This window comes from Halomonas sp. DP4Y7-1 (assembly GCF_019800705.1).
Lineage (GTDB): Bacteria > Pseudomonadota > Gammaproteobacteria > Pseudomonadales > Halomonadaceae > Halomonas > Halomonas litopenaei_A.
This window is the reverse complement of the sequence record NZ_JAHVKS010000004.1, coordinates 256,400-276,607: the sequence shown is the minus strand read 5'-3', so window position 1 is coordinate 276,607 and position 20,208 is coordinate 256,400. Positions and strand designations below refer to the sequence as shown.

Here is a 20,208-nt window from a genome sequence, read left to right as displayed (position 1 = left end):
CTATCGCTTGCGACGATGACTGTCGCGAATGACAAAGGCGATCCAGCCCGCCATGAAGACCACAGAAAGGGCGACAGCCCCCAGACCGAAGATCACTGCATCATCGAGATACATGGCCCTGCCCTCCCCTTGCTGTGTTGATGGTTCAAGCTTAGCCGCCCTCCTGATGAATTGTGCTGACCTGAGTCAAGGGTCCCTGTGCGACATTCGCCCGCCGCCATATCAGCCGTCGTCCATTCACGCGAAAGCCGCCCAAGGGCGGCTTTTTCTGGCGGTCGCGGACAGCGCAGGCGGTGGTCAGCCAGCGGCCTACAGCACCTTGCGATCTTCCACCGATGAGGCTTCGGTACCCGCGGGCAGTGGGTGCCCCTTCGCCAGTTCCGCGCGGGTCGCGTCGCGTACCTCCAGCACCTCGACCTGATAGCGCAGGGTCTGCCCCGCCAGTGGGTGATTGGTGTCGATCACCACCGTGGTGTCCTTCACCTCGACCACGGTGACGATCTGGGGACCGGCATCGCCGGGGGTCTGAAAACACATCCCAGGGCGCAATTCCGCCGCGGGGAACGCCTGACGCCCCACCTCACGGACCAGAGACTCATCCCTGCGTCCGTATGCTTCGTCAGGGGCCAGGGTGACATCGACACGAGAACCCGGCTCGGTCGCTTCGAGCGCTCGCTCGAGCCCCGCCATCAGGTTGTCGTGGCCGTGAAGGTATTCCAGTGGCTCGCCTCGCTGACGCGAGTCGTCGAGCACCTCACCGTGGCTATTACTGAGCACATAATGGAGCTGGGCCACTTTCTGAGGGGCAATCTTCATGATGCGTTCCTTTCGGAGATAAGTCTCAGTCCTGACGCTTCAAGGCGGCGACAGGCATTTCAAGGCGCTGTTGGCGATGCAGCATGTTGAGCAGCACGATGGCGCGCTCCTCTCCCTTGTGGCTATCGAACACTGCCTTCAGGTCCTTGAACGGACCGTCGGTGATTTCGACGCTCTCGCCGGCGCGGAAATACAGCTGCCCCGGGCCTTCGTCCTTCTCTTGCCCGTGCCGACGCAACAGCTCGACCAGCTCGTCGCTGACCGGTACCGGCATCGACAGGCCGAAGGTGACGATCTTCAGCACCCCCCGGGTCGAGCGAATGGGGCGCCAGTTGCTTTCGACCTGGTCGAGGCGAAGAAACAGGTAGTAAGGAAATAGTGGCTCTTCGACCCAGGTCAGCTTGTTGCGGCGCTTCTTCTGCACTTCAAGCACCGGATGGAAGAGTTCGTAGCCCTGATTGGCCAGATGCTGAGCGGCGCGAAAGGACTCTCCACCCTTGCACTGGATCACGTACCAGCGCGGCGTGGAATCGCCACCAGTGACCGTCTCGTTGATGCTGTGACTCATGTAACTCCTTCCGGGCACCCACCAGGCGGACAAGGATATGACCTGGGGGCCTGTCTTGGTCTCAGTTTCCGGCTCGCCACCGACGCGGCTTGTCGCGCGCCGCTGGTATCGTCCCTGCGGCTTTGCAACAATTCGCCGAGCAGCGCCGGGATACTGAGCGCATTTTACCATTCGGATCGCCGACCATCATGCAAGGAGGCTTTCACATGCCCACCCCTTCGGCCATGCGCCGCTGGATCGAGGCCCTTGGCGTCTATCTGCGGCCGCCTGTACTGGCCATGCTGTTTCTGGGCTTCTCTGCCGGCCTTCCGTTCCTGCTGGTGTTTTCCACCCTGACGACTTGGCTGCGCACCTCCGGGGTTGAGGTGGCAGCCATCGGCTTCTTCTCATGGATAGGACTGCTGTATTCGATAAAGTTCTTCTGGGCGCCTGTGGTCGACGCCTTTCGGTTGCCTCTGCTGACACGCTGGCTGGGCCAGCGACGCAGCTGGATGCTGGCCGGCCAGACACTGATGATGGCCGGACTGGTGGGCCTATCAACGCTTGATCCTGCACAGCAACTTGGCAGCGTGGCGCTGTTCGCCCTGATGGTCGCCTTCGGCTCCGCCACCCAGGACATCGCCATCGACGCCTTTCGCATCGAGTCAGCGGAAGACGATGTGCAGGCAGCCATGGCTTCGACTTACATCATTGGCTATCGCGGTGGCCTGATCATGGCGGGCGCAGGAGCCTTGTACCTGGCCGACCTGGGCTCCTGGCAACTGTCCTATCAGTGCATGGCCGCACTGACCGCCATTGGCATGATCACCGTGCTGCTGCGCCCCGAGCCTCCCCGCAAGCCCCTGGCACAGCGCCTCAGCGCAGAACCCAGGGTCAGGAGCTTCCTGCGTGCCAGCCAAGGCCAACCCGCCTGGTTCAGGCGCACCGGAGCCTGGCTGATCGGCTCGGTGGTCTGTCCTTTCCTGGATTTCTTCTCGCGCTTTGGGCTAGGTGCCCTGGGACTGCTGGTGTTCATCGGCATCTACCGCATCAGCGACCTGGCGATGGCGTCGATGGCCTATCCGCTCTACGTTGACCTGGGCTTCAGCCTGGACACCATCGCCACCGTGACCAAGGTGTTTGGCGTGGTCATGAGCCTACTGGGGGGACTGCTCGGCGGGGTCCTGGTCGTGCGCTTCGGCATCGGACGCATCTTGGTGATAGGGGCTGCCGCCACCGTGCTCACCAACCTTATGTTTACCTGGCTCGCCATGAGCGGCGCTCAGAAAGAATTGCTGGTGCTGACCATCATGGGCGATAACCTCAGCAACGGTCTGGCCAGCGTGGTGTTCGTGGCGTTTCTTTCAAGCCTGACGTCTCGCGCTTACACGGCCACTCAATATGCGCTGTTCTCGTCACTGATGACCTTGCCTGGCAAGTTTCTGTCAGGCTTTGGCGGGCTGGTCGTGGAGGGTTGGGGCTACCCCAGCTTCTTCGTGCTGGCCTCGCTTCTTGGCCTTCCGGCGGTGGCGATGGCGCTGTGGATCAAACGGTATTATGTGAAGGAAGAGCCCTCCAGCGCCGAGGCCTGATACCGGTAGCGAACGTCAGACGCAAAGGTGCGGCTGACGTTCGCTCGCCGGGCGGTCACTTCAGCGGCGAGAACCGCGTTCCTGCAACCAGTCCAGCGCCCCTGGAGTCGTCCGCCACTGGTCACGCATCAGGGTGCGGTACTGCCAGGCTTCGGCACGGGTGCCAGGCTCTGCCAATTGTCCATTGGGAGGCGTCGCCGCGCGCTGGGGGTTGTCGCTGCACAGCAGAGAGACCGCATGGCTGTTATGGCGCTTGGCTCTCTCCAGCGCGGCCGCCGCGTCGTCGAGCTGCCCCAGTCGGTACAGTGCCAGCACCTGACCCATGTACATGCCCAACAGCGGCGCATCCTGCTCAGCGGCATCCGTTTCGCTTGCCTGCTCCAGCGCCTGCCGACTCATCGACAACGCCTCGCCGTCACGGCCCTCACGCAGCAACTGGTCGAGCACCAGCTCACGCAAGCCGAGGCTGTCCTGCTCGTCCAGCGACAGCAGCAACTCGGCCAATTCACGGGAATGCTGGCGCGATCCGCGCTCCATGCCGACCACCAGGGCCAGCCCCGCGCGCAACAGCTGCGCGTTGTCCGCCTGATCCCACTGGAAGGGACCGTCGCCGCTCTGACTGACCTGCTGCAGCCAGCGCTCAAGCCGTTCGGCCAGCGGCTCGAACAGGCTGGGCGCCATCCACGGCAGGCTACCGAAGCGACTGGTCAATGCCAGCGACACCGATTGCAGTACTGCCGGAGAATCGAGCTGTTCGGGATTGGCACACAGCGCCGGCAACCAGACGCTGGCATTGATCCAGGGATCCCCCAGAAACCCCATGGGGGCGTCCGGATCCACGTCCACCTGAAAGCCTTCCTGGAAGGCCGCAAACAGGGTGTCTTCCCGTGCCGTGGAGCGATACACCAGCACACCATCCTGCTGTTCGACCTTGATCGGCGGAGGCGTCGGCAGCTCAGCCAGCAGGGTCTGCAGCCCCACCAGCGGCTCGGCCAGATCCTCTTCAGCGCTCAATAGCTGGTCAGCCAGGGTAGCGCCGGGGTTGTCGGCCAGATCGGCAAGAAACTGCAACTGCTCGGGATCGAGGTCGCCCTGCCGGGTCAGACGACGCAGCCAGAAGCGTGAGCGCTCCACCGCCTCCTCGTCATTGCCTTCATGCAGCAGCAGCATGGCCTCGATGTATGCCAGGGTCGGCGAGTCTGGCAGGGCCTGTTGCGCACGCACGAAGGCTGCGCGGGCACTATCCAGATCGTCATTGTCCAGATGCATCAGGCACAGCCGCTCGAGGGCGACCCCGCGCAGGAACATCGGACCTCGCTCCAGCACCTCGTCCAGCAGCGCCTCCCGCTTGCGATGGAAGCCGCGCTCCTGGAACAGGTCGAGCAGTATCTCGAAGGCCGGCTCCGCCTGCTCGGGCAATCGCTCCCAGTCCGCATTGGTGAACAGGGACTCGAGTATCTGCTGGGCACGGCCGCGCTGACCGGACTCCGCCGCGATCAAGCCCGCCTCGAGCAGCGCCTGGGCGGGGGCTCGACCGCTGGCCAGCGCCGCTTTAAGTGCGTCGCCCTTCCACTCACGCAGCGACAGCATCCACATCAGGTGTGGAGGCAGGTGGCCCGGCAGGCTGACCGCACCACAGCACTGCTTCATCTTGCGTCCGGAGTCACACCAGCAAGGCTCGTTGCGGCCGGGGCGCGCCAGGGTTTCACAGGCGAAATCGAGCCGAGCCAGCGGCGTCTGCGACCACAGCTCCGGCGCCAGCGCCTGGGCCAGCGACTTGTCGCCACCCACACAGTCCGGGCCTTGCTCCCGCGCCCAGCTCATCAGGCTGGGATAGCGTTCATCCTGCCGAATGGCTGCCAGGGCGCCAGAGGCATAGCCCAGCAGTTGATCCACCCATAACGCCAGCATCGCCCTCTCCCCTGAAATTAAAAACGGCACAGTCTAACAGTGCAGAGCTCAGCTTGGCAGACCCACGCCCTGGCCGGCGTAGGTCTGAAAGACCTGCGCTGTTCGATTCTGCATATCCAGGCGCGCCTCGAGACGCACCAGGTTCCAGTAATGTCCGTTGAGCGTGCGCGCCAACATCAACATGCCGGGCGGTGGCTGGAGACGGTCCAGCGCGCTCCATACTCTGGGACTCAGCTCGCGCAGACGCCGATGGACACGCACATCGCCAAAATCCTGCAGCCCCGGCGCAAACAGCGGGGCAATGGCCTCAGCCGACTCCTGATACAACGCCAAGGGCGCGCCTTCGCCCTGCCGCCCGCCGAGTCCTCGAAGGGCCTCATCCATGGCCACAGGGTCCCGTTCCAGGGTCGCCGACAGCAGCGCCAGCATGCCCCTCAGTCGCTCCGGCGGCACCGCTATCACCGCCCCCAGGTCGTACAGGATCAAGCGACCCTGATCATCCACGGCAAAATTACCGGCGTGAGGATCGGCATGCACCTCGCCATGGACGAACAGTTCCTCTGTCAGCCAGTCCGCCAGTGTGCTGGCCACGTGCTGCCGTCGTTCGTCATCGACCTGCTCGATCTCGCGCAGCGGTGTTCCCGGCACATACTCCATGGCCAGCACTCGAGACGTGCAGAGAGAGTCGACAGGTGCGGGAATGCGGATATTGCCCCAGGCGTCATAGCGCTGACGATAGCGCCTCAACATGTTGCCCTCAGCGACGTAGTCGAGCTCCTGGCGCAGGCTCTCGGCCAATTCATCGAACAAGGCATCGAGGCGACTCTGGGAGACCTTGAACCAACGCCCCAGGCGAAGGATACGGCGGACCTGTGCCAGGTCCTGCTCCAGCACCTGCTCGAGGCCGGGGTACTGTACCTTGAGCACCACCTGCTGCCCTTCCAGGGTGGTGGCGAGATGCACCTGCCCAATGGATGCACTGGCGAAGGGGGCGGGCTCGACATGACGAAACAGGGCCTGCAGCTCCCCCAGTTCCTGCTCAAGCGTCGTCCGAATATCCTCCCACGGCGCCGGAGTGGCATTGCGCTGCAGGCGAGCCAGCTCCTCGGCGAGTTCAGGGGGCAGCAGGTCATCCCATTGGGACATGACCTGAGCCAGCTTCATGGCTGGCCCCTTCAGCTCCGACAAGCCGTCGAACAGCGACTCGCCAAGCGCCTGCCAGTCAGCATTGCCGCCTACCCGAGATCGCAGTAGCGTGGTCCCCGTGCGCACCGACAGACCCAACATACGGCGCGTTCTTCCAGCCTGTCGCATGATGCTCCTCGTGCCACCAACGGCAGCGGTCGCAGCGCTCGAGATGGCAAGACTGCCTGGTCAGCCCACTCTCGATGCATAAAAAAATGATATAAGAGTTGTACATCAATCACGTCATGGTACACCTGGCATCGCTCTTCAGATACTGGAAGAATATCCAGAAACATCCCTTCTGTGGTGCGCCATGCGATTGATCATTGCGGAAAAACCTAGCCTGGCGCGCGCCATCGCCGATGCCTTGCCCGGGGCTGCACAGAAACATGACGGCTACCTGTCCGTCGGTGACACCGAGGTCACCTGGTGTCTCGGGCATCTGCTGGAACAGGCGCCCCCGGATGCCTATGACCCAGCGCTCAAGCCATGGCGAAGGGACCACCTGCCCATCGTGCCGAGTCAGTGGAAACTGGTACCGCGGCCCAAGGCACGAGGTCAGCTGGCCGTCATCCGCGCCAGAATCAAGCGCGCCAGCCAACTCGTGCACGCCGGCGACCCGGACCGAGAAGGTCAGCTGCTGGTCCAGGAGGTCATCGAGCACCTGGGCTGGAAAGGCGACGTAGCACGCCTGCTGATCAATGACCTCAACCGCCCGGCGGTCGTCAGGGCATTGTCACGTATCGGCGACAATCGGCACTACCATGCTCTCTATCGCGCTGCCCAGACCAGGGCGCGTGCCGATTGGCTCTATGGCATCAATCTGACCCGAGCCTGGACCCTGATAGGGCGACAGGCGGGTCACGATGGTGTGCTGTCGGTAGGCCGTGTACAGACACCGGTGCTCGGGCTGGTGGTGCGCCGCGACGAGGAAATTCGCCAGTTCGTCCCCTATCCGTTCCACGTGCTGTGGGCAGAGGTGCGCGTCGTCGCAGGGGCCTTCAAGGCCTGGTGGGTACCGTCCGAACAGCATCGGCTGGATGAACGCGGCCGGCTGCTCGATGAGGCCCCGGCCCAGGCCCTGGCCGCGCGCTTGCCAGGCAGCCAGGGTGTCGTGACCAAGGTTGAATCCCGTCACCGGCGCCAGCCTCCCCCGCTGCCATACTCGCTGTCAGCACTGCAGGTCGATGCCGCCCGTCGTCATGGTTTGTCGGCCAAGGCGGTGCTGGATATCTGCCAGCGCCTCTACGAACGTCACCAGCTCATCACCTACCCACGCTCCGACTGCCGCTACCTGCCCCGAGAGCACTTGAAGAGCTTGCCCGGGCAGCTGGCCAGCGCCTGTCGAGATGATGCGACGCTGGGACGCTGGCTGGCCAACGCCGACATGCAGCTGCGCTCGCGCGCCTTCGATGACAGCAAGGTCGGCGCCCACCATGCTCTGGCCCCGACCGGCAAACCCTTCAGCGCAGAGCGGCTGTCCGCCCAGGAAGCCGACGTCTATCGGCTGATCGCCCGCAACGTCCTGGCACAATTCTACCCGGCCCTCGAGACCCAGGAGGTCAAGGCAGAATGCCGACTCCTGGATGAGCGCTTTGCGGCGTCGGGGCAGACACTGCTGGTACCTGGCTGGAAGCCGTTGTTCACTACCCGTGACGAGGCGCCTCCGCTGCCCGCCCTGCACCAGGGAGAAACCTGCCAGGCCATCAATGCCGAGGTGGAACAGCGCGAGACACGTGCGCCAGAACCCTTCACCGACGCCAGCTTGATCAAGGCCATGATGAACATCGCCCGCTACGTGGAAGACGCCGAGGTCAAGCGCACCCTGCGAGACACCGATGGGCTGGGCACCGAAGCAACTCGCGCCGGCATCATCGAGACACTGATCGAGCGGGGCTACCTGGTGCGCAAGGCCAAGACTCTGCGAGCGACCCGCCTGGGCGTCGGCCTGATTCACTCCTTGCCGGATGCGGTCAGCAGGCCTGAAAGGACGGCGCTGTGGGAGCAGCGCCTGGAGGATATCGCTGAAGCCCGAGCGGAGCCCGATCCCTTCGTATCTCAGCTGGTGGTCGACCTCACTGCGCTGGTGGCCAGCGCCGATAGCCAGCGGTTGCAGTCCGCCCTGCGCTCCGCTCAGGGTGAAGTCGCTGCCGCCACGCCCGCGAAGCGGGCTGGCACTCGCCGGCGCCGGAGCCAGCCCAGGGCCAAAAAAGGATCCAGCGCACGAGACGCCTCCAGCACCACCTCCGACGGCGGCGCCAACCGCAAGTCCAGCAGCGGCCGGGGGCGCCGCTCGCCACGCAAGGGGAACACCTGATGAGCACGCTGATCGTGGGACCGGGCGCCATTGGCCGCCTGCTGGCATGTCGCCTTAGCGCTGCAGGGCAGTCCGTGCGGCTGCTTGGCCGACGTCCGCTTCCCCGGCAACAATCACTGACGGACCCCCACGGCCAGCACCAGCGACTGCTACTCACCATCAGTACGGATCCCGGCGAGGCCTGCCAAGGCGTCGAGCGGGTCATGCTGACCACCAAGTCATACGCTACCCAGGACGCCTTTGCCGCCGTCGCCGGACATCTTGCCCCGCAGACGCCGGTGATCCTGTGGCAAAACGGCCTGCGCGTTCAGCGCCCCATCACCGAGGCCTGGACCGGGCCGGTGCTATGCGCCTCCACCACCGAAGGCGCCTATCTCGAGGACGACCACGGGGTGGTACATGCCGGTCACGGGCAAACCGTGATCGGTCATCTGGACGGCACCGCTAACCCAAGCGGCACTGAGCTTGCAGAGGCATTGGCCGGTCAACTCCGCCACGCCGGACTGGATGCCCGGGCCGTCGCAGACATCTCGGTCAGGCTGTGGCACAAGCTGGCCGTCAATGCCGCCATCAATCCCCTGGTGGCACGCCACCGAGTCCGTAACGGCGAGTTGGCACAAGCCCCCTATCGCGATGAGGTGAACACCATCATCGATGAAATCCGCCTGATCCTGGCGGCCCTGGAGATCCCCCCTCCCGCAACAGCGCTGGACGGGTCGTACCCGCTGCAGCACGGACACAGCGCCTGGCACGCCAGGGTCTGGCAGGTCATTGCGCAAACCGCCGCCAATCGCGCCTCAATGCTTCAGGACATCGAGGCGGGTCGCCCCACCGAGCACGATGCCATCCTCGGCCCGCTGCTCGACGCTGCGAGCGACGCAAACCTTCCCTGCCCTCAGCTGACGGCGTATTGGCACTTCCTGAATGCTTGAATCAGGCAAGCCTGGAGTAGCATCCACGGGCAGCGATTGCTATTTTTAGCTCCAACGCCAGCCTGGGTGCAGGCCAGGACAGCACTCGGCCCCGCGACGTTTGATGCGGCAGAACGCGACAACCAGACCACCGGCGACTGATACGCGGCAAGGCAAGGCAAGGCAAGGCAAACGGCAAGGTAGATCAGACAGGACAGCCACGACGATAGTCGTAGATACTACGGTCGCTACTGTCTATAGTGAATGGCTATCCATGCTCAGCAAGGCTCTGCCGATGACGCAAATCCGGCGATAAAGACTGTCCGGCGACAGAGACTGTCAGGTGATAGAGGCCGTCCGGTGATAGTAGCTGTCTGGCGATAGAGGCAGTCCGGTGATAGTAGCTGTCCGGTGACGGCTCGAGATTCGTCACAGTCGCCACGCGCTACCTCCTTGGCGGTGCGTCGTAGAAAACGACGCTTGTTGAGAGCGGCGCTTGTGAAGAGCGGCGCTTGTGAAGAGCGGCGCTTGTGAAGAGCGACGCTTGTTGAGAGCGGCGCTTGTGAAGAGCGACAGTCGTCAAGCAACAGAGATTCCGGCCCCGCCGAGCACGGCAGCGTGCACGGGGCCTGTAACAACGAGGCACGACCCGCCCCAGGAAGGGTCGCCATTAGCGGAGAGGCTCCGCCAGGACAACCATCATGACAGCTCCACGCTTCTTGATGTCACCCACGCGCATCGCCCACAGCGATTCGCCATCACGCTCACCGCTCGCGCGGAGACGCTCGATCACCCTGTTCCTGCTGGTCAGCCTGCTGATGCTGGCGGCCCAAGGGGTCTGCGCCAACGAAAACACCACCACGTCCACCCTGGCTGACAACGACGCGGGCCAGGGGGCGACACCGGCCTTTTCTGGCATGGGTCAAGAAATCGTCAGACTCGACAGCGGCGTGCTGGTACAGGGTGACAAGGTACATACACCTGACGGCTATACCTCTGGATTCCGCCTGACAGCCGGTATGGCTCCAGAAGATGTGTCCGGCTGGGACCTGGGCGCCGAGTTGCGTTATCGACATAGCGACGATGTCCCTATGACCGCCAGCGACAGTCAACACGTGCAGGACGTTACCAGCCTGGGTGGCAGCCTGGTGGCCGGCTACCGGATCGGACAGTTCGGGGTCTACGGCAAGACCGGTATGGCACAATGGATCAGCGATCCAGTTACCGGGCGTAACACCTTCGACTCCACCAGCGGCTCTACCCGGGTGCAGGGATTTGGTGCCCGCTGGATGACATCCAGCTGGATCGGGCAGGTCGAGTTCGAGGAAGTGGATGACCGCGAGCTGGAGCACCTGAACATGATCACCGCCTCCTTTCACTTGCCCTTCTGACCCCACGCCGGGGTCCATCGGAAGGTCCTCTGCTGCACTCGTCAGCACTCTCCCAGCAGTTCGCCAGCGCGTTTCCGGCACTTCGCCCACTCGCGGACGCCCCGAGGCAGCTGAAGACCTGCTTGCCCTGAAAAGGCCACCCATCTCTGAGTCGATATCGACTCAAAGAGGCTTGACGCGGCAACCATGAGCCACTTTCAGTCGTAAGTCGCGCCATGCGACATACTTTATCTCATTGTTTCATAAATCTTTTTCTCGAAATGGCCCATGATTCGCTAGATGCTGTGGCATAACACAACATCACAAGGAAATGCTGCCATGACGTCTTCGTCGCGCCCTGTCGATATCGATGCCCAGCGGTTGTGGGACAGCCTGATACAAATGGCCAAGATCGGCCCGTCATCCAACGGCGGCAACCGGCGACTTGCCATGACTGAGGAAGACGCAGCAGGCCGGCGTCTGCTGCTGGATTGGATTGAAGCCATCGGCTGTAGCTGGAGCCGGGACAAGGCAGGCAACCTGTTTATCCGGCGCAGTGGCCGCGAGGACGACCTGCCGGCAGTGTCCATGGGCAGCCACCTGGATACACAGCCCCTGGGAGGTCGATTCGACGGCATTCTCGGCGTGCTTGGCGGCCTGGAAGTACTGCGCAGCTTGCATGAGCGCGACATCGTCACCCGGCGTCCACTGCAACTGATCGTATGGACCAACGAGGAAGGCAGCCGCTTCGCTCCTGCCATGGGCGGTAGTGGCGTATGGTCCGGCCGCCTGGACGCCGCCACCTTCTTCAACGCCAAGGACAGCCAGGGCATCACCCTGGCCGACGCCATCGAGGCCTGCGGCGAGGCCGGCGATCAAGCCTTGGGCGAACCCGACCTTGACGCCTACTTCGAGCTGCATATCGAGCAAGGACCGGTACTTGAGGAACAAGGCCATGCCGTGGGTATCGTCACCGGCGTGCAAGGTATTCGCTGGTACGACATCCGTCTGACGGGACAGTCGGCTCACGCTGGCCCCACCCCGATGAGCTACCGGCACGACCCGCTGCTGGCTGCCACTCGGTTGATACAGCGCATGCGCGAGGAGGTCATGGCCGACTCCGAAGGTGCCGCGCGCTTGACGGTGGGGGACTTCAAGGTCATCGAGCCTTCCCGCAACGTGGTGCCCGGTGAGGTGGAGCTGACGATCGACCTTCGTCATGTCAGCGATAGCGAGCTTGACGCCTTGGACGCTGCGCTTGAGCGCATCGCCCACGAGTCCGCCGAGGCCGAGGGCGTGACGCTGAGCTTCGAGCGGCGCTGGCATTCCCCGGTCACGCCCTTTGACCCGGTGCTGATCGACGCCTTGCGCGATGCCGTCGAGGCCCGCCAACTCGATGCTCCCTGCATGATGAGTGGCGCAGGCCACGATGCGGTGCACCTGTCCCATGTCACCCCGACGGTCATGATCTTCGTGCCCTGCCGCGACGGCATCAGCCACAACGAGGCAGAGTACGCGGAGCCGGATCACTGTGCACTGGGTACCCAGCTGCTGTGCGATGCCGTCATCGCCAGGGCCGAGCGTGAGGATAGCTGAGCAATCGAGTCTAATTCGACTCAAATGAGTTGATATAGACTCAAACGAGCTCTAGCGAGGTGGGCAGAGATGCGCTGTCCCCTCGCTCACAACGCCAACCACCGCTATGACGATCCGCTCCATGATCTTCATGGCGGCGGGCCTCCCCGTCACACTCGTTCACAGCCACAGTCCTCACAGCAATCTTCACAGCAACCGACTTCACAACAATGGTCTTTACAACGATGGTCCCTACAACGACAAACCAACAGGGAGTCTGGCTCCCATGAGCAGTGTCTCGATGCATGATCAGATTCGCACGTTCATCAACGAACGGCGTGATGACTACATATCACTACTGAGCGAATGGGTTCAGGAGGCGACGCTTCCCGGCCACGAGCAACACTATCAGCAGCGCATTGCTGAGCGCTACCAAGCGCTGGGGCTGGATACCGACCTGTGGGAAATCGATATCGACACCCTCGCTGACAACCCCTACTTCCATTGCCAGAGAGATAGCCTGGCCGGTAGCCCCAATGTCGTGGGCACCTGGAAAGGCGCTGGCGGTGGCCGCTCGCTAATCCTCAATGGCCACGTCGACGTAGTGCCGGAGGGTGATCATGACCAGTGGCAGGATCACCCCTTCTCCGGCCATGTCAGCGACGGCTGCCTGTTCGGTCGCGGCGTCACCGACATGAAAGGCGGTAACCTGTCTGCCTTGATAGCGGTGGAAACCCTGATGGCACTGGGCATCCGCCTGAAGGGCGACGTCATTGTGCAAAGCGTGGTCGAGGAAGAGGCTGGCGGCGCTGGTACCCTGGCGGCTCTGGAGCGAGGCTACACCGCGGATGCGGCTCTGATCCCCGAGCCCAGCGAGCAGAAGTTGTTTCCGCGCCAGCAAGGGTCGCGCTGGTTCAGGCTGACGGTGTCCGGGGTCAAGGCGCATGGCGGCACCCGCTATGAGGGCGTCAGCGCGCTGGAGAAAAGCGTTCCCGTGATTCAGGCGATCCAGGCCCTGGAGGCACGCCGCAACGCCGAGCTGGATGACCCTCTCTACGCCGGTGTACCGATTCCTCTGCCGATCAATCTCGGCCGCATCGCCGGTGGAGATTGGCCGTCCAGCGTGCCGGACGATATCACCATGGAAGGCCGTATCGGTGTCGGCCCCGGTGAGACCGTGGCGGCTGCCGAACAGTCCCTGCGGGACGCCATGGCAGCCTTGGCAGAGGTGGACGACTGGTTCATCGACCACCCGGTAGACGTCACCTTCTACGGTGCCTGCTGGCAGCCAGGGGGCATCGATATGGACAACCCTTTGGTGACACAGCTCGCCGATGCCTTCGAGCGGGTCCACGGCCGCCAGCCGGCGGTGCAGGCCTCGCCCTGGGGAACCGATGGCGGGTTGCTTTCCCAGTACGGCATTCCGGCGCTGGTGTTCGGCCCAGGCATCACTCGACTGGCCCACCATCCCGATGAGCACATTCGCTTGGACGATGTCTTTGCCGTGGCCGAAATCATGGCGCTGACCTTGATGGACTGGTGTGAACTGGCCGACACCTGATCCGCTGACCCGATGACAGGACGGGCTAGGCGTGCGCGCTATACCCGACCCACAACAAGAGGCTTTTCGATGGATTTCCACCCCCACGTGCTGTTTCTGTTTGCCAACGCCTTCCTCACGACGGCACTTTCCGTCGCGATTGTCGGCGTCATTCTGGTCAGGGAGTATCGCCCGACCATTCGCCGGCTCAAGCAAGGCGCTCAGCCCGACAGCGCGCCTCAATCTGGGCAGCCCAGCCCTCAGCAAACCAGGAGCCCGTCACCACAGCCCGAGACTTCCCGGGGCTGACCCCTTTGCCAACCCAAGGGAAGTGCTGAAGACATCGGTCCAGCGCCACGAGACGCCAAGCGCCCACAGCGCAGCGAATTGGCAGCGCAGCGAATTGGCAGCGCAGCGAATTGGCAGCGCAGCGAATTGGCAGCGCGGCGAATTGGCGGCGCAGGCATTTGCTGCTGCATTTCCCTAACACAACCACAACCTGTGACAAGAGAGACCTGCCATGACTCTGGCAATCTTCGCTACCGTACTTACCGCCTACGTGGCGGTGGCGGCACTGCTCGCCCGTCGTATCAAGAACAAGGACGACTTCTATGTGATGGGCGAGCAGGGTTCGACGCTGCTGATCGTCGGCACCCTGGCTGCGACCTTCCTGAGTGCGGTGACCCTGATGGGCATCGCCGGCATTTCCTACAGCGAGGGTCCCCTGGTGATCGCGGCGCTGGGCTCCTTCGGTGCCTGGGTCGGCACCCTGATCGCGGTGGTCTTCATCGGGCGCAAGCTCAAGGCGCTCAACTGCCGCACCATGATGGACTTCTTCGACTATCGCTTTAACAACAAATGGGTCAGCGTGGTGGCGTTGATCCTGATGGTCGTGGGCCTGCTCGGCTACGGCATCATCCAGCTGATTGGTGCGGGCCTGGTACTGGCCGAGATCATCGACATCCCGTTCCCGGTGATCATCGTCGCCTTCACCCTGGCCCTGCTGGCTTTCTGCTCGCTGTCCGGCATGTATGGCGTGGTCTACACCGACACCATGATGTTCTTCACCATGCTGGCCATTGCCTTCGTCATTGCCCCGCTACTGATCGGCGATGCGGGCTTTGATGCCATGAAGGGCCTTGGCGAAACGCTGCCTGGCTTCTGGACCATCGGTGGCGCCAATGAGCGTCCGCTGGGCTGGTCCATCTCGCAGTTCCTGGTGTGGATCCTGTTCTTCGCCTGTACCCCTGCACTGGTCTCCCGCGTGTTTCCGGCCAAGAACGACTTCGTGATCCTCAAGGTCGCGGTGATTGGGGTGTTCTTTGCCCCCGCCATGCAGCTGCTGGTGTTTCTTGCGGCCGCCGCCATGCAAGTCATCCAGCCGGGTATCGAGCCGACTGACCGGGCCATGATTGTCGGCTTCATGGAGCACACCAATCCGACCCTGGCGGGCATCGGCCTGGCGGGTCTGATGGCCTCCATCATGTCCACGGCGTCCACCCTATTCGTGCTGACAGGCTTTGCCCTGGCGCGAGACCTCTACGAAAAGCTGTTTGACCGCCAGGTCAGCGAGCGCAAGGGGGTCGTCCTGGGTCGCATCTCCCAGGCGGTGGTGGCACTGATCGTCTGCGCGGTGGCGATCTCGCGCCCCGCCGGCATCTACTGGATCTCCATCTATGCCGGTGCCATCTTCGCCGTGGCCTGGCTGCCGACCATCGTGGCTGCGCTCCACTGGCGCCGGATGAGCGCCAACGCCGCGCTGGCCTGCATGCTGGTGGGCTCGATCACCTTCATTGTGGTGGGCGAACTGGAACGTCATGGTCTGCTGGCACTGCCGCTGCACATCGACAATCTGCAGGTCGCCATTCTGCTCGGCACCCTGGCGCTGATTGCCGTGGGACTCAAGAGCCAGCCCTCGGACTATGAGTTGAAGGTGTTCGACGACATCCGCGCCCGGCGGCTGTCCGACACCACCATCCGCGACATCCTGGCCCGCCCGAACGGCGCCAAGGCACTTATCCGCGAATACCGCCAGGTGTGGTTCATCATGGTGCTGTTCGTGGTCATCGCCGGCGCGCTGTGGGGCTACCTGTTCAGCCAGCTTGGGCTGTAACAGCAGGCTGAGGGGCTGCTGAGCCCCTCTCCCACCTTTACTAACGCTCGCTCCGGGCACACCATGACCCACCTGGTCACTGTCCGGAGCCTCGATGAACCACGGCACCCTCATGCCCGATCAACTGCTGGCCATCCTCAATGCACTCGAGGATGGCATCTTCATTACCGACCTCGAGGGACGCGTGCTGTGGGTCAACCAGGCCAGCCTGTCCCAGCTCGAGACCACCGAAGCACGGCTGTATGCCAGCGACGTCTATACCCTGGAGCAGGAAGGCGTGTTTTCTCCGTCGGTCACCCGCTTCGTGATCGATGAACGCAGGCCCGTCAGTGTCGTGCACCGCTATCGCGGCAAGGACTATCTGGTGAACGGCAGCCTGTTCTGCCTGAACTCAGGCTCTCCCGCCGAGCCCGATGCCGTGCTGGTACAGACACGCAATCTGGACCGTGACGTGCTGGCCTCCCGCTCCCCGGACACCACCCAGGCATTGCTTGACCATGTCATGCACCAGCTCAAGCGCATTCGCCAAGAGCAGGTCGCCAGCGAGACCAGTCCGGCCTCACCCAGCCGCAGTCCGCGCTATCGCCAGTGCCTCGAACGCCTGGACCGAGCCGCCGCCAGCGATACCACCGTGCTGGTCACGGGGGAAACCGGGGTCGGCAAGAGCTGGCTGGTCAATCGCCTGCACCAGTACAGCCCGCGCTCCGACAAACCGCTGATTCACGTCAACTGCGCCGCCATCCCCGAAGCGCTGCTGGAGGCCGAACTGTTCGGCCACCGCAGTGGCGCCTTTACCGGCGCCCATCGTGATGGCCGCGTCGGCTATGTCGCCCTGGCAGAAGGCGGCACGCTGTTTCTCGACGAGATCGGTGAGCTGCCGCTGCCGCTGCAACCCAAGCTGCTGCAACTGCTGCAGGAACGTCAGTACCATCCGTTGGGGGGCAAGGTGCAGAAGGCCAACGTGCGTATCGTGGCTGCCACCAACGCCGACCTGGCGACCCGGGTCCAGGACGGGAGCTTTCGCCCTGACCTGTTCTATCGCCTCAATATCGTGCCCATCGAGGTGCCGCCACTGCGCGAGCGCCCCGAGGACATCCCCCGCCTTGCCACGCAGCTGCTGAAGGACATTGCACAACGCCACAAGCGTCACCTGAGCCTTGAACGCGCCGCCTTGAGAGCGCTGAGCCGCTATCACTGGCCGGGTAACGTGCGCGAACTGGAGAACCTGCTGGAGCGCATGAGCGTCTTTTGCGAAGGTAGCACCATCGGCGTGGCCGATCTGGCCCTGGACCTACCCGAACTGGAGCCGAGTACCGCCGCTGATGCCACGACGTCCCACGGCGCGCTGCTGGCAACGCTTGAAGACAGTGACCCACGGCCACTACCTGAGCGCCTGACGGCATTGGAGCGGGCGGCCATCGATCAGGCCCTCGAACAGCATGGCAGCACGCGCAAGGCCGCCGAGGCGCTGGGAGTCAGCCAATCCTGGTTGATGCGCCGCCTCAGGAAGGGGTGAAGGCCTCAGTTGAGCGCATATCCCTGTGGGCTGGCATACCTTGCACCTCACACTATCTGCCCGGCCATATGGCCGGGCAGATAGTGTGGGCATCGCTAACAGCGCGCTACATGGTCGTCGTCAGCCGGTGTTACGCAGCCCGGCGGCGATACCTGCCATGGTGACCATCAGGGCACGGGACAGATCCGCGCTGATGGCACCGTCCGCGTCACGGTTACGCTGCAGCAGTTCGGCCTGCAAGCCGTGCAGCGGATCGATGTACGGATTGCGCACTTCGATGGCCTGACGAATCAACGGCGTCTTCTCCAGCAATTCCTGCTGGTCGAGGATCTTCAGCAGCTCTTCATGGAGCTTGCGGAAACGCTCCCGCAGCCGCTGACCCAGCGCCTCGAGACTGGGTTCGTCGACCAGTCGATGCTCGTAGTAGGCCGCCAGTTCCACGTCGGCCTTGGCCAGCAGCATCTCCAGCATATCCAGGTAGGTACCGAAGAAGGGCCACTGCTCACGCATCTCTTGCAGGACATCCAGGCCACCTGGTTCTGCCAGGCGCGTGGCGAAGGCCTCGCCGGTGCCCAGCCAGGCGGGCAGCATCAGGCGAATCTGGGTCCAGGCGAAGATCCAGGGAATGGCGCGCAGGGTCTCGACGCCACCATCCTGGCGCCGCTTGGTCGGACGCGAGCCCAGGGGCAGGCGACCCAGCGCACCTTCCGGGGTGACCGCGCGGAAGTACGGCACGAAGTCCGGATCCTTGCGCACCACGCCGACATAGGCAGCGTGGGCGATCTCGGCCAGCCGGTCCATCTCGTCACGCCAGGCGGGCTTGGGCTTGGGCGGCGGCAGCAGCGAGGCCTCGAGCACCGCGCAGGCATAGATTTCCATGGAACGCAGGGCGATATCCGGCTGGCCAAACTTGAAGCGAATCATCTCGCCCTGCTCGGTCACCCTGAGGCTGCCGTTGACCGACCCCGGCGGCTGCGACAGGATCGCCGCGTGGGAAGGACCACCGCCGCGACCCACGGTACCACCGCGACCGTGGAACAGGGTGAGATCGACCGCGTGCCGCTGACACACGTCGACCAGCGCTTCCTGGGCGCGATACTGCGCCCAGGCCGCTGCCAGTTGCCCGGCATCCTTGGCCGAGTCGGAATAACCGATCATCACCTCCTGACTGTCACCTGCAAACTGGCGATAGCCAGGCAACGCCAGCAGCCGGTCGATCACATCGCCTGCACGGTTCAGGTCATCGAGGGTCTCGAACAGCGGCGCGATGGGCATGCCCACGCGACCGCCGACTTCTTTCATCAGCAGTGCCACCGTCAACACGTCCGAGGGCTGGCCTGCCATGGAGATGATATAGGTGCCCAGTGCCTCGCCGTGCTCGGCGGCCACCACCTGGAAGGTGTCCAGGGTCTCGCGGGTCTCCGCCGAACATTCCCAGCGACGCGGAATCAGCGGCCGCGCGGATTCAAGCTCCGCCAGCAGGAAGGCCTGGCGCTGCTCCTCGCTCCAGTCGCGATAGTTGCCAAGCCCCAGGTCGTGAGTCAGCTCTTCCATCACCTGAGCGTGACGTCCGGCTTCCTGGCGCAGATCCAGCTTGGTCAGGGTGACGCCAAATACCGCCACCCGGCGCAGGGTATCCAGCAGCACGCCGTTGGCGATGGTGTCCAGGCCGACGTCACACAGCGAGCGATAGCAGGCCAGCAGCGGCGCATACAGCTGATCACGGGTCTCGATGATCGGCCCACCGTCGTAGCTCTTGCCGTCCAGCTCTGCCTTGGCCCAGTCGCGGGTCGCCTCGACCTTCGTCACCAGGCGCTTGAGCAGCTCCCGATAGGGCTCAGCGACATTGCCGACCTCGGCACGCAGGGCACTGTTGGTGCTCCACATGGACAGCTCGATCTTGAGCTGTTCGAGATCACGCAGATAGAGATCCGCCGCCATCCAGCGCCCCAGCAGCAGCACTTCCCGGGTAACCCGGGCGGTGACATTGGGGTTGCCGTCGCGATCGCCGCCCATCCACGAAGCGAAGCGCAGCGGCGCAGCGTCCAGCGGCAGGCGCTCACCGGCGCTCTCCAGCAACAGGTTGTCGAGGTCTCGATGGAAATCCGGCACCGCCTGCCACAGGGAATTCTCGATCACTGCGAAGCCCCATTTGGCCTCGTCCACCGGGGTCGGCCGATCATGGCGAATCTCGTCGGTGTGCCAGGCCTGGCTGATCAACTCTTCGAGCCGCCCCTTGGCCCGTGCCGCGCGCTCGGGGTATTCACCAGAAGATTCGATCGCGGTCAGGCAGTCATCGATCGCGTCGTACTTCTGGATCAGCGTGCGCCGGATGACCTCCGTCGGATGCGCCGTCAGCACCAGCTCGACGCGCATGTTGGCCAGCGTCTCGACCAGCTTGCGCGGGGTATGACCCTCCTGGCGCGCCCGCTCGAGCAGTTCGCCCAGTACCGGCTGCATCCCTGGCTTGTAGTCCTCGACCCGACGAAAGCGCGCGCGGTAGTGCTGCTCGGCGATGTTGGCCAGATTGAGGAACTGATTGAAGGCGCGGGTGACCGGCAACAGGTCCTTCTCCGGCAGGCGACGCAGATACTCGATGAGTTCCTGCTGGCCGGCCTCCTCTCCCTGGCGTCCCCGCTTGGCCAGTCCGCGAATCGTTTCAATGCGCGAGACAAACCCCGGGCCGAGGTCATCGGCAATCGTGCGTCCCAGGCTGTCACCGAGAATGCGGACGTTGTCACGCAGGGATTCGTGCAGGTCGTGGCTCATGGGGTCTCCTTGTCTATTGTGTCCAGCGGGACCCCTGACGCCGGCC

At 63.7% G+C, this 20,208-nt stretch carries 15 protein-coding genes; 9 read left to right on the top strand and 6 right to left on the bottom strand.

Going from position 1 to position 20,208, the window contains the following annotated elements; translation table 11 throughout:
- From ccoM to rfaH, 3 genes are all read right to left on the bottom strand, one after another.
- Positions 1 to 114: a cytochrome c oxidase subunit CcoM gene (gene ccoM, locus KUV72_RS19970; protein WP_277987364.1), complete on the bottom strand. Its 114-nt coding sequence runs from the start codon at positions 112 to 114 to the stop codon at positions 1 to 3.
- Between the two features lie 195 nt (positions 115 to 309).
- The gene (locus tag KUV72_RS10210) at positions 310 to 816 is read right to left on the bottom strand and encodes a peptidylprolyl isomerase (protein ID WP_222238216.1); all 507 of its coding nucleotides are present in this window, start codon (positions 814 to 816) and stop codon (positions 310 to 312) included.
- A 25-nt stretch (positions 817 to 841) separates the two neighbouring features.
- Positions 842 to 1,384 (bottom strand): transcription/translation regulatory transformer protein RfaH, encoded by a 543-nt coding sequence (gene rfaH, locus KUV72_RS10205; RefSeq protein WP_206937742.1) that lies wholly within the window; start codon positions 1,382 to 1,384, stop codon positions 842 to 844.
- Between the two features lie 206 nt (positions 1,385 to 1,590).
- Here rfaH and KUV72_RS10200 point away from each other — a divergent pair, with 206 nt between their 5' ends.
- Positions 1,591 to 2,955 (top strand): AmpG family muropeptide MFS transporter, encoded by a 1,365-nt coding sequence (locus KUV72_RS10200; RefSeq protein WP_222238214.1) that lies wholly within the window; start codon positions 1,591 to 1,593, stop codon positions 2,953 to 2,955.
- A 60-nt stretch (positions 2,956 to 3,015) separates the two neighbouring features.
- On the opposite strand, the gene KUV72_RS10195 is transcribed toward KUV72_RS10200, so the two are convergent.
- Together KUV72_RS10195 and KUV72_RS10190 are read right to left on the bottom strand one after the other, a co-directional pair.
- Positions 3,016 to 4,866 carry an SEC-C domain-containing protein gene (locus KUV72_RS10195; RefSeq protein WP_222238212.1) on the bottom strand — a complete coding sequence of 617 codons (1,851 nt, stop codon included), beginning with the start codon at positions 4,864 to 4,866 and terminating at the stop codon, positions 3,016 to 3,018.
- 48 nt (positions 4,867 to 4,914) lie between these two features.
- Positions 4,915 to 6,180, bottom strand: coding sequence for an ABC1 kinase family protein (locus tag KUV72_RS10190; RefSeq protein ID WP_222238210.1), 1,266 nt, complete (start codon positions 6,178 to 6,180; stop codon positions 4,915 to 4,917).
- Between the two features lie 184 nt (positions 6,181 to 6,364).
- Here KUV72_RS10190 and KUV72_RS10185 point away from each other — a divergent pair, with 184 nt between their 5' ends.
- The 8 genes from KUV72_RS10185 (at position 6,365) to KUV72_RS10150 (ending at position 17,393) form a co-directional block, all read left to right on the top strand.
- Positions 6,365 to 8,368 carry a DNA topoisomerase III gene (locus KUV72_RS10185; protein ID WP_222238208.1) on the top strand — a complete coding sequence of 668 codons (2,004 nt, stop codon included), beginning with the start codon at positions 6,365 to 6,367 and terminating at the stop codon, positions 8,366 to 8,368.
- Positions 8,368 to 9,300 (top strand): ketopantoate reductase family protein, encoded by a 933-nt coding sequence (locus KUV72_RS10180; RefSeq protein ID WP_222238206.1) that lies wholly within the window; start codon positions 8,368 to 8,370, stop codon positions 9,298 to 9,300. The genes KUV72_RS10185 and KUV72_RS10180 overlap by 1 nt, the downstream gene beginning before the upstream one ends.
- 680 nt (positions 9,301 to 9,980) lie before the next feature.
- Positions 9,981 to 10,670 carry a hypothetical protein gene (locus KUV72_RS10175; RefSeq protein WP_222163062.1) on the top strand — a complete coding sequence of 230 codons (690 nt, stop codon included), beginning with the start codon at positions 9,981 to 9,983 and terminating at the stop codon, positions 10,668 to 10,670.
- A 318-nt stretch (positions 10,671 to 10,988) separates the two neighbouring features.
- Positions 10,989 to 12,245, top strand: a complete 1,257-nt coding sequence (locus tag KUV72_RS10170; protein WP_222238204.1) for a M20 family metallo-hydrolase — start codon at positions 10,989 to 10,991, stop codon at positions 12,243 to 12,245.
- A 265-nt stretch (positions 12,246 to 12,510) separates the two neighbouring features.
- Complete coding sequence (locus tag KUV72_RS10165; RefSeq protein ID WP_222238202.1) at positions 12,511 to 13,785, top strand: peptidase; 1,275 nt, start codon at positions 12,511 to 12,513, stop codon at positions 13,783 to 13,785.
- A gap of 69 nt (positions 13,786 to 13,854) precedes the next feature.
- Positions 13,855 to 14,073: a hypothetical protein gene (locus KUV72_RS10160; protein WP_206937697.1), complete on the top strand. Its 219-nt coding sequence runs from the start codon at positions 13,855 to 13,857 to the stop codon at positions 14,071 to 14,073.
- 211 nt (positions 14,074 to 14,284) lie between these two features.
- A complete protein-coding gene (locus KUV72_RS10155; protein WP_206937694.1) occupies positions 14,285 to 15,877 on the top strand; it encodes a sodium:solute symporter family protein in 1,593 nt (530 codons plus the stop codon).
- A 94-nt stretch (positions 15,878 to 15,971) separates the two neighbouring features.
- Positions 15,972 to 17,393 (top strand): sigma-54 interaction domain-containing protein, encoded by a 1,422-nt coding sequence (locus KUV72_RS10150; RefSeq protein WP_222238200.1) that lies wholly within the window; start codon positions 15,972 to 15,974, stop codon positions 17,391 to 17,393.
- 120 nt (positions 17,394 to 17,513) lie between these two features.
- On the opposite strand, the gene ppc is transcribed toward KUV72_RS10150, so the two are convergent.
- Positions 17,514 to 20,162 (bottom strand): phosphoenolpyruvate carboxylase, encoded by a 2,649-nt coding sequence (gene ppc, locus KUV72_RS10145; RefSeq protein ID WP_206937664.1) that lies wholly within the window; start codon positions 20,160 to 20,162, stop codon positions 17,514 to 17,516.
- Between the last annotated feature and the right edge of the window lie 46 nt (positions 20,163 to 20,208).

Bases quoted from the DNA above. Each gene is read 5' to 3' on its own strand.
- ccoM (WP_277987364.1), bottom strand. From the start codon at position 114: ATGTATCTCGATGATGCAGTGATCTTCGGTCTGGGGGCTGTCGCCCTT.
- KUV72_RS10210 (WP_222238216.1), bottom strand. From the start codon at position 816: ATGAAGATTGCCCCTCAGAAAGTGGCCCAGCTCCATTATGTGCTCAGT.
- rfaH (WP_206937742.1), bottom strand. From the start codon at position 1,384: ATGAGTCACAGCATCAACGAGACGGTCACTGGTGGCGATTCCACGCCG.
- KUV72_RS10200 (WP_222238214.1), top strand. From the start codon at position 1,591: ATGCCCACCCCTTCGGCCATGCGCCGCTGGATCGAGGCCCTTGGCGTC.
- KUV72_RS10195 (WP_222238212.1), bottom strand. From the start codon at position 4,866: ATGCTGGCGTTATGGGTGGATCAACTGCTGGGCTATGCCTCTGGCGCC.
- KUV72_RS10190 (WP_222238210.1), bottom strand. From the start codon at position 6,180: ATGCGACAGGCTGGAAGAACGCGCCGTATGTTGGGTCTGTCGGTGCGC.
- KUV72_RS10185 (WP_222238208.1), top strand. From the start codon at position 6,365: ATGCGATTGATCATTGCGGAAAAACCTAGCCTGGCGCGCGCCATCGCC.
- KUV72_RS10180 (WP_222238206.1), top strand. From the start codon at position 8,368: ATGAGCACGCTGATCGTGGGACCGGGCGCCATTGGCCGCCTGCTGGCA.
- KUV72_RS10175 (WP_222163062.1), top strand. From the start codon at position 9,981: ATGACAGCTCCACGCTTCTTGATGTCACCCACGCGCATCGCCCACAGC.
- KUV72_RS10170 (WP_222238204.1), top strand. From the start codon at position 10,989: ATGACGTCTTCGTCGCGCCCTGTCGATATCGATGCCCAGCGGTTGTGG.
- KUV72_RS10165 (WP_222238202.1), top strand. From the start codon at position 12,511: ATGAGCAGTGTCTCGATGCATGATCAGATTCGCACGTTCATCAACGAA.
- KUV72_RS10160 (WP_206937697.1), top strand. From the start codon at position 13,855: ATGGATTTCCACCCCCACGTGCTGTTTCTGTTTGCCAACGCCTTCCTC.
- KUV72_RS10155 (WP_206937694.1), top strand. From the start codon at position 14,285: ATGACTCTGGCAATCTTCGCTACCGTACTTACCGCCTACGTGGCGGTG.
- KUV72_RS10150 (WP_222238200.1), top strand. From the start codon at position 15,972: ATGAACCACGGCACCCTCATGCCCGATCAACTGCTGGCCATCCTCAAT.
- ppc (WP_206937664.1), bottom strand. From the start codon at position 20,162: ATGAGCCACGACCTGCACGAATCCCTGCGTGACAACGTCCGCATTCTC.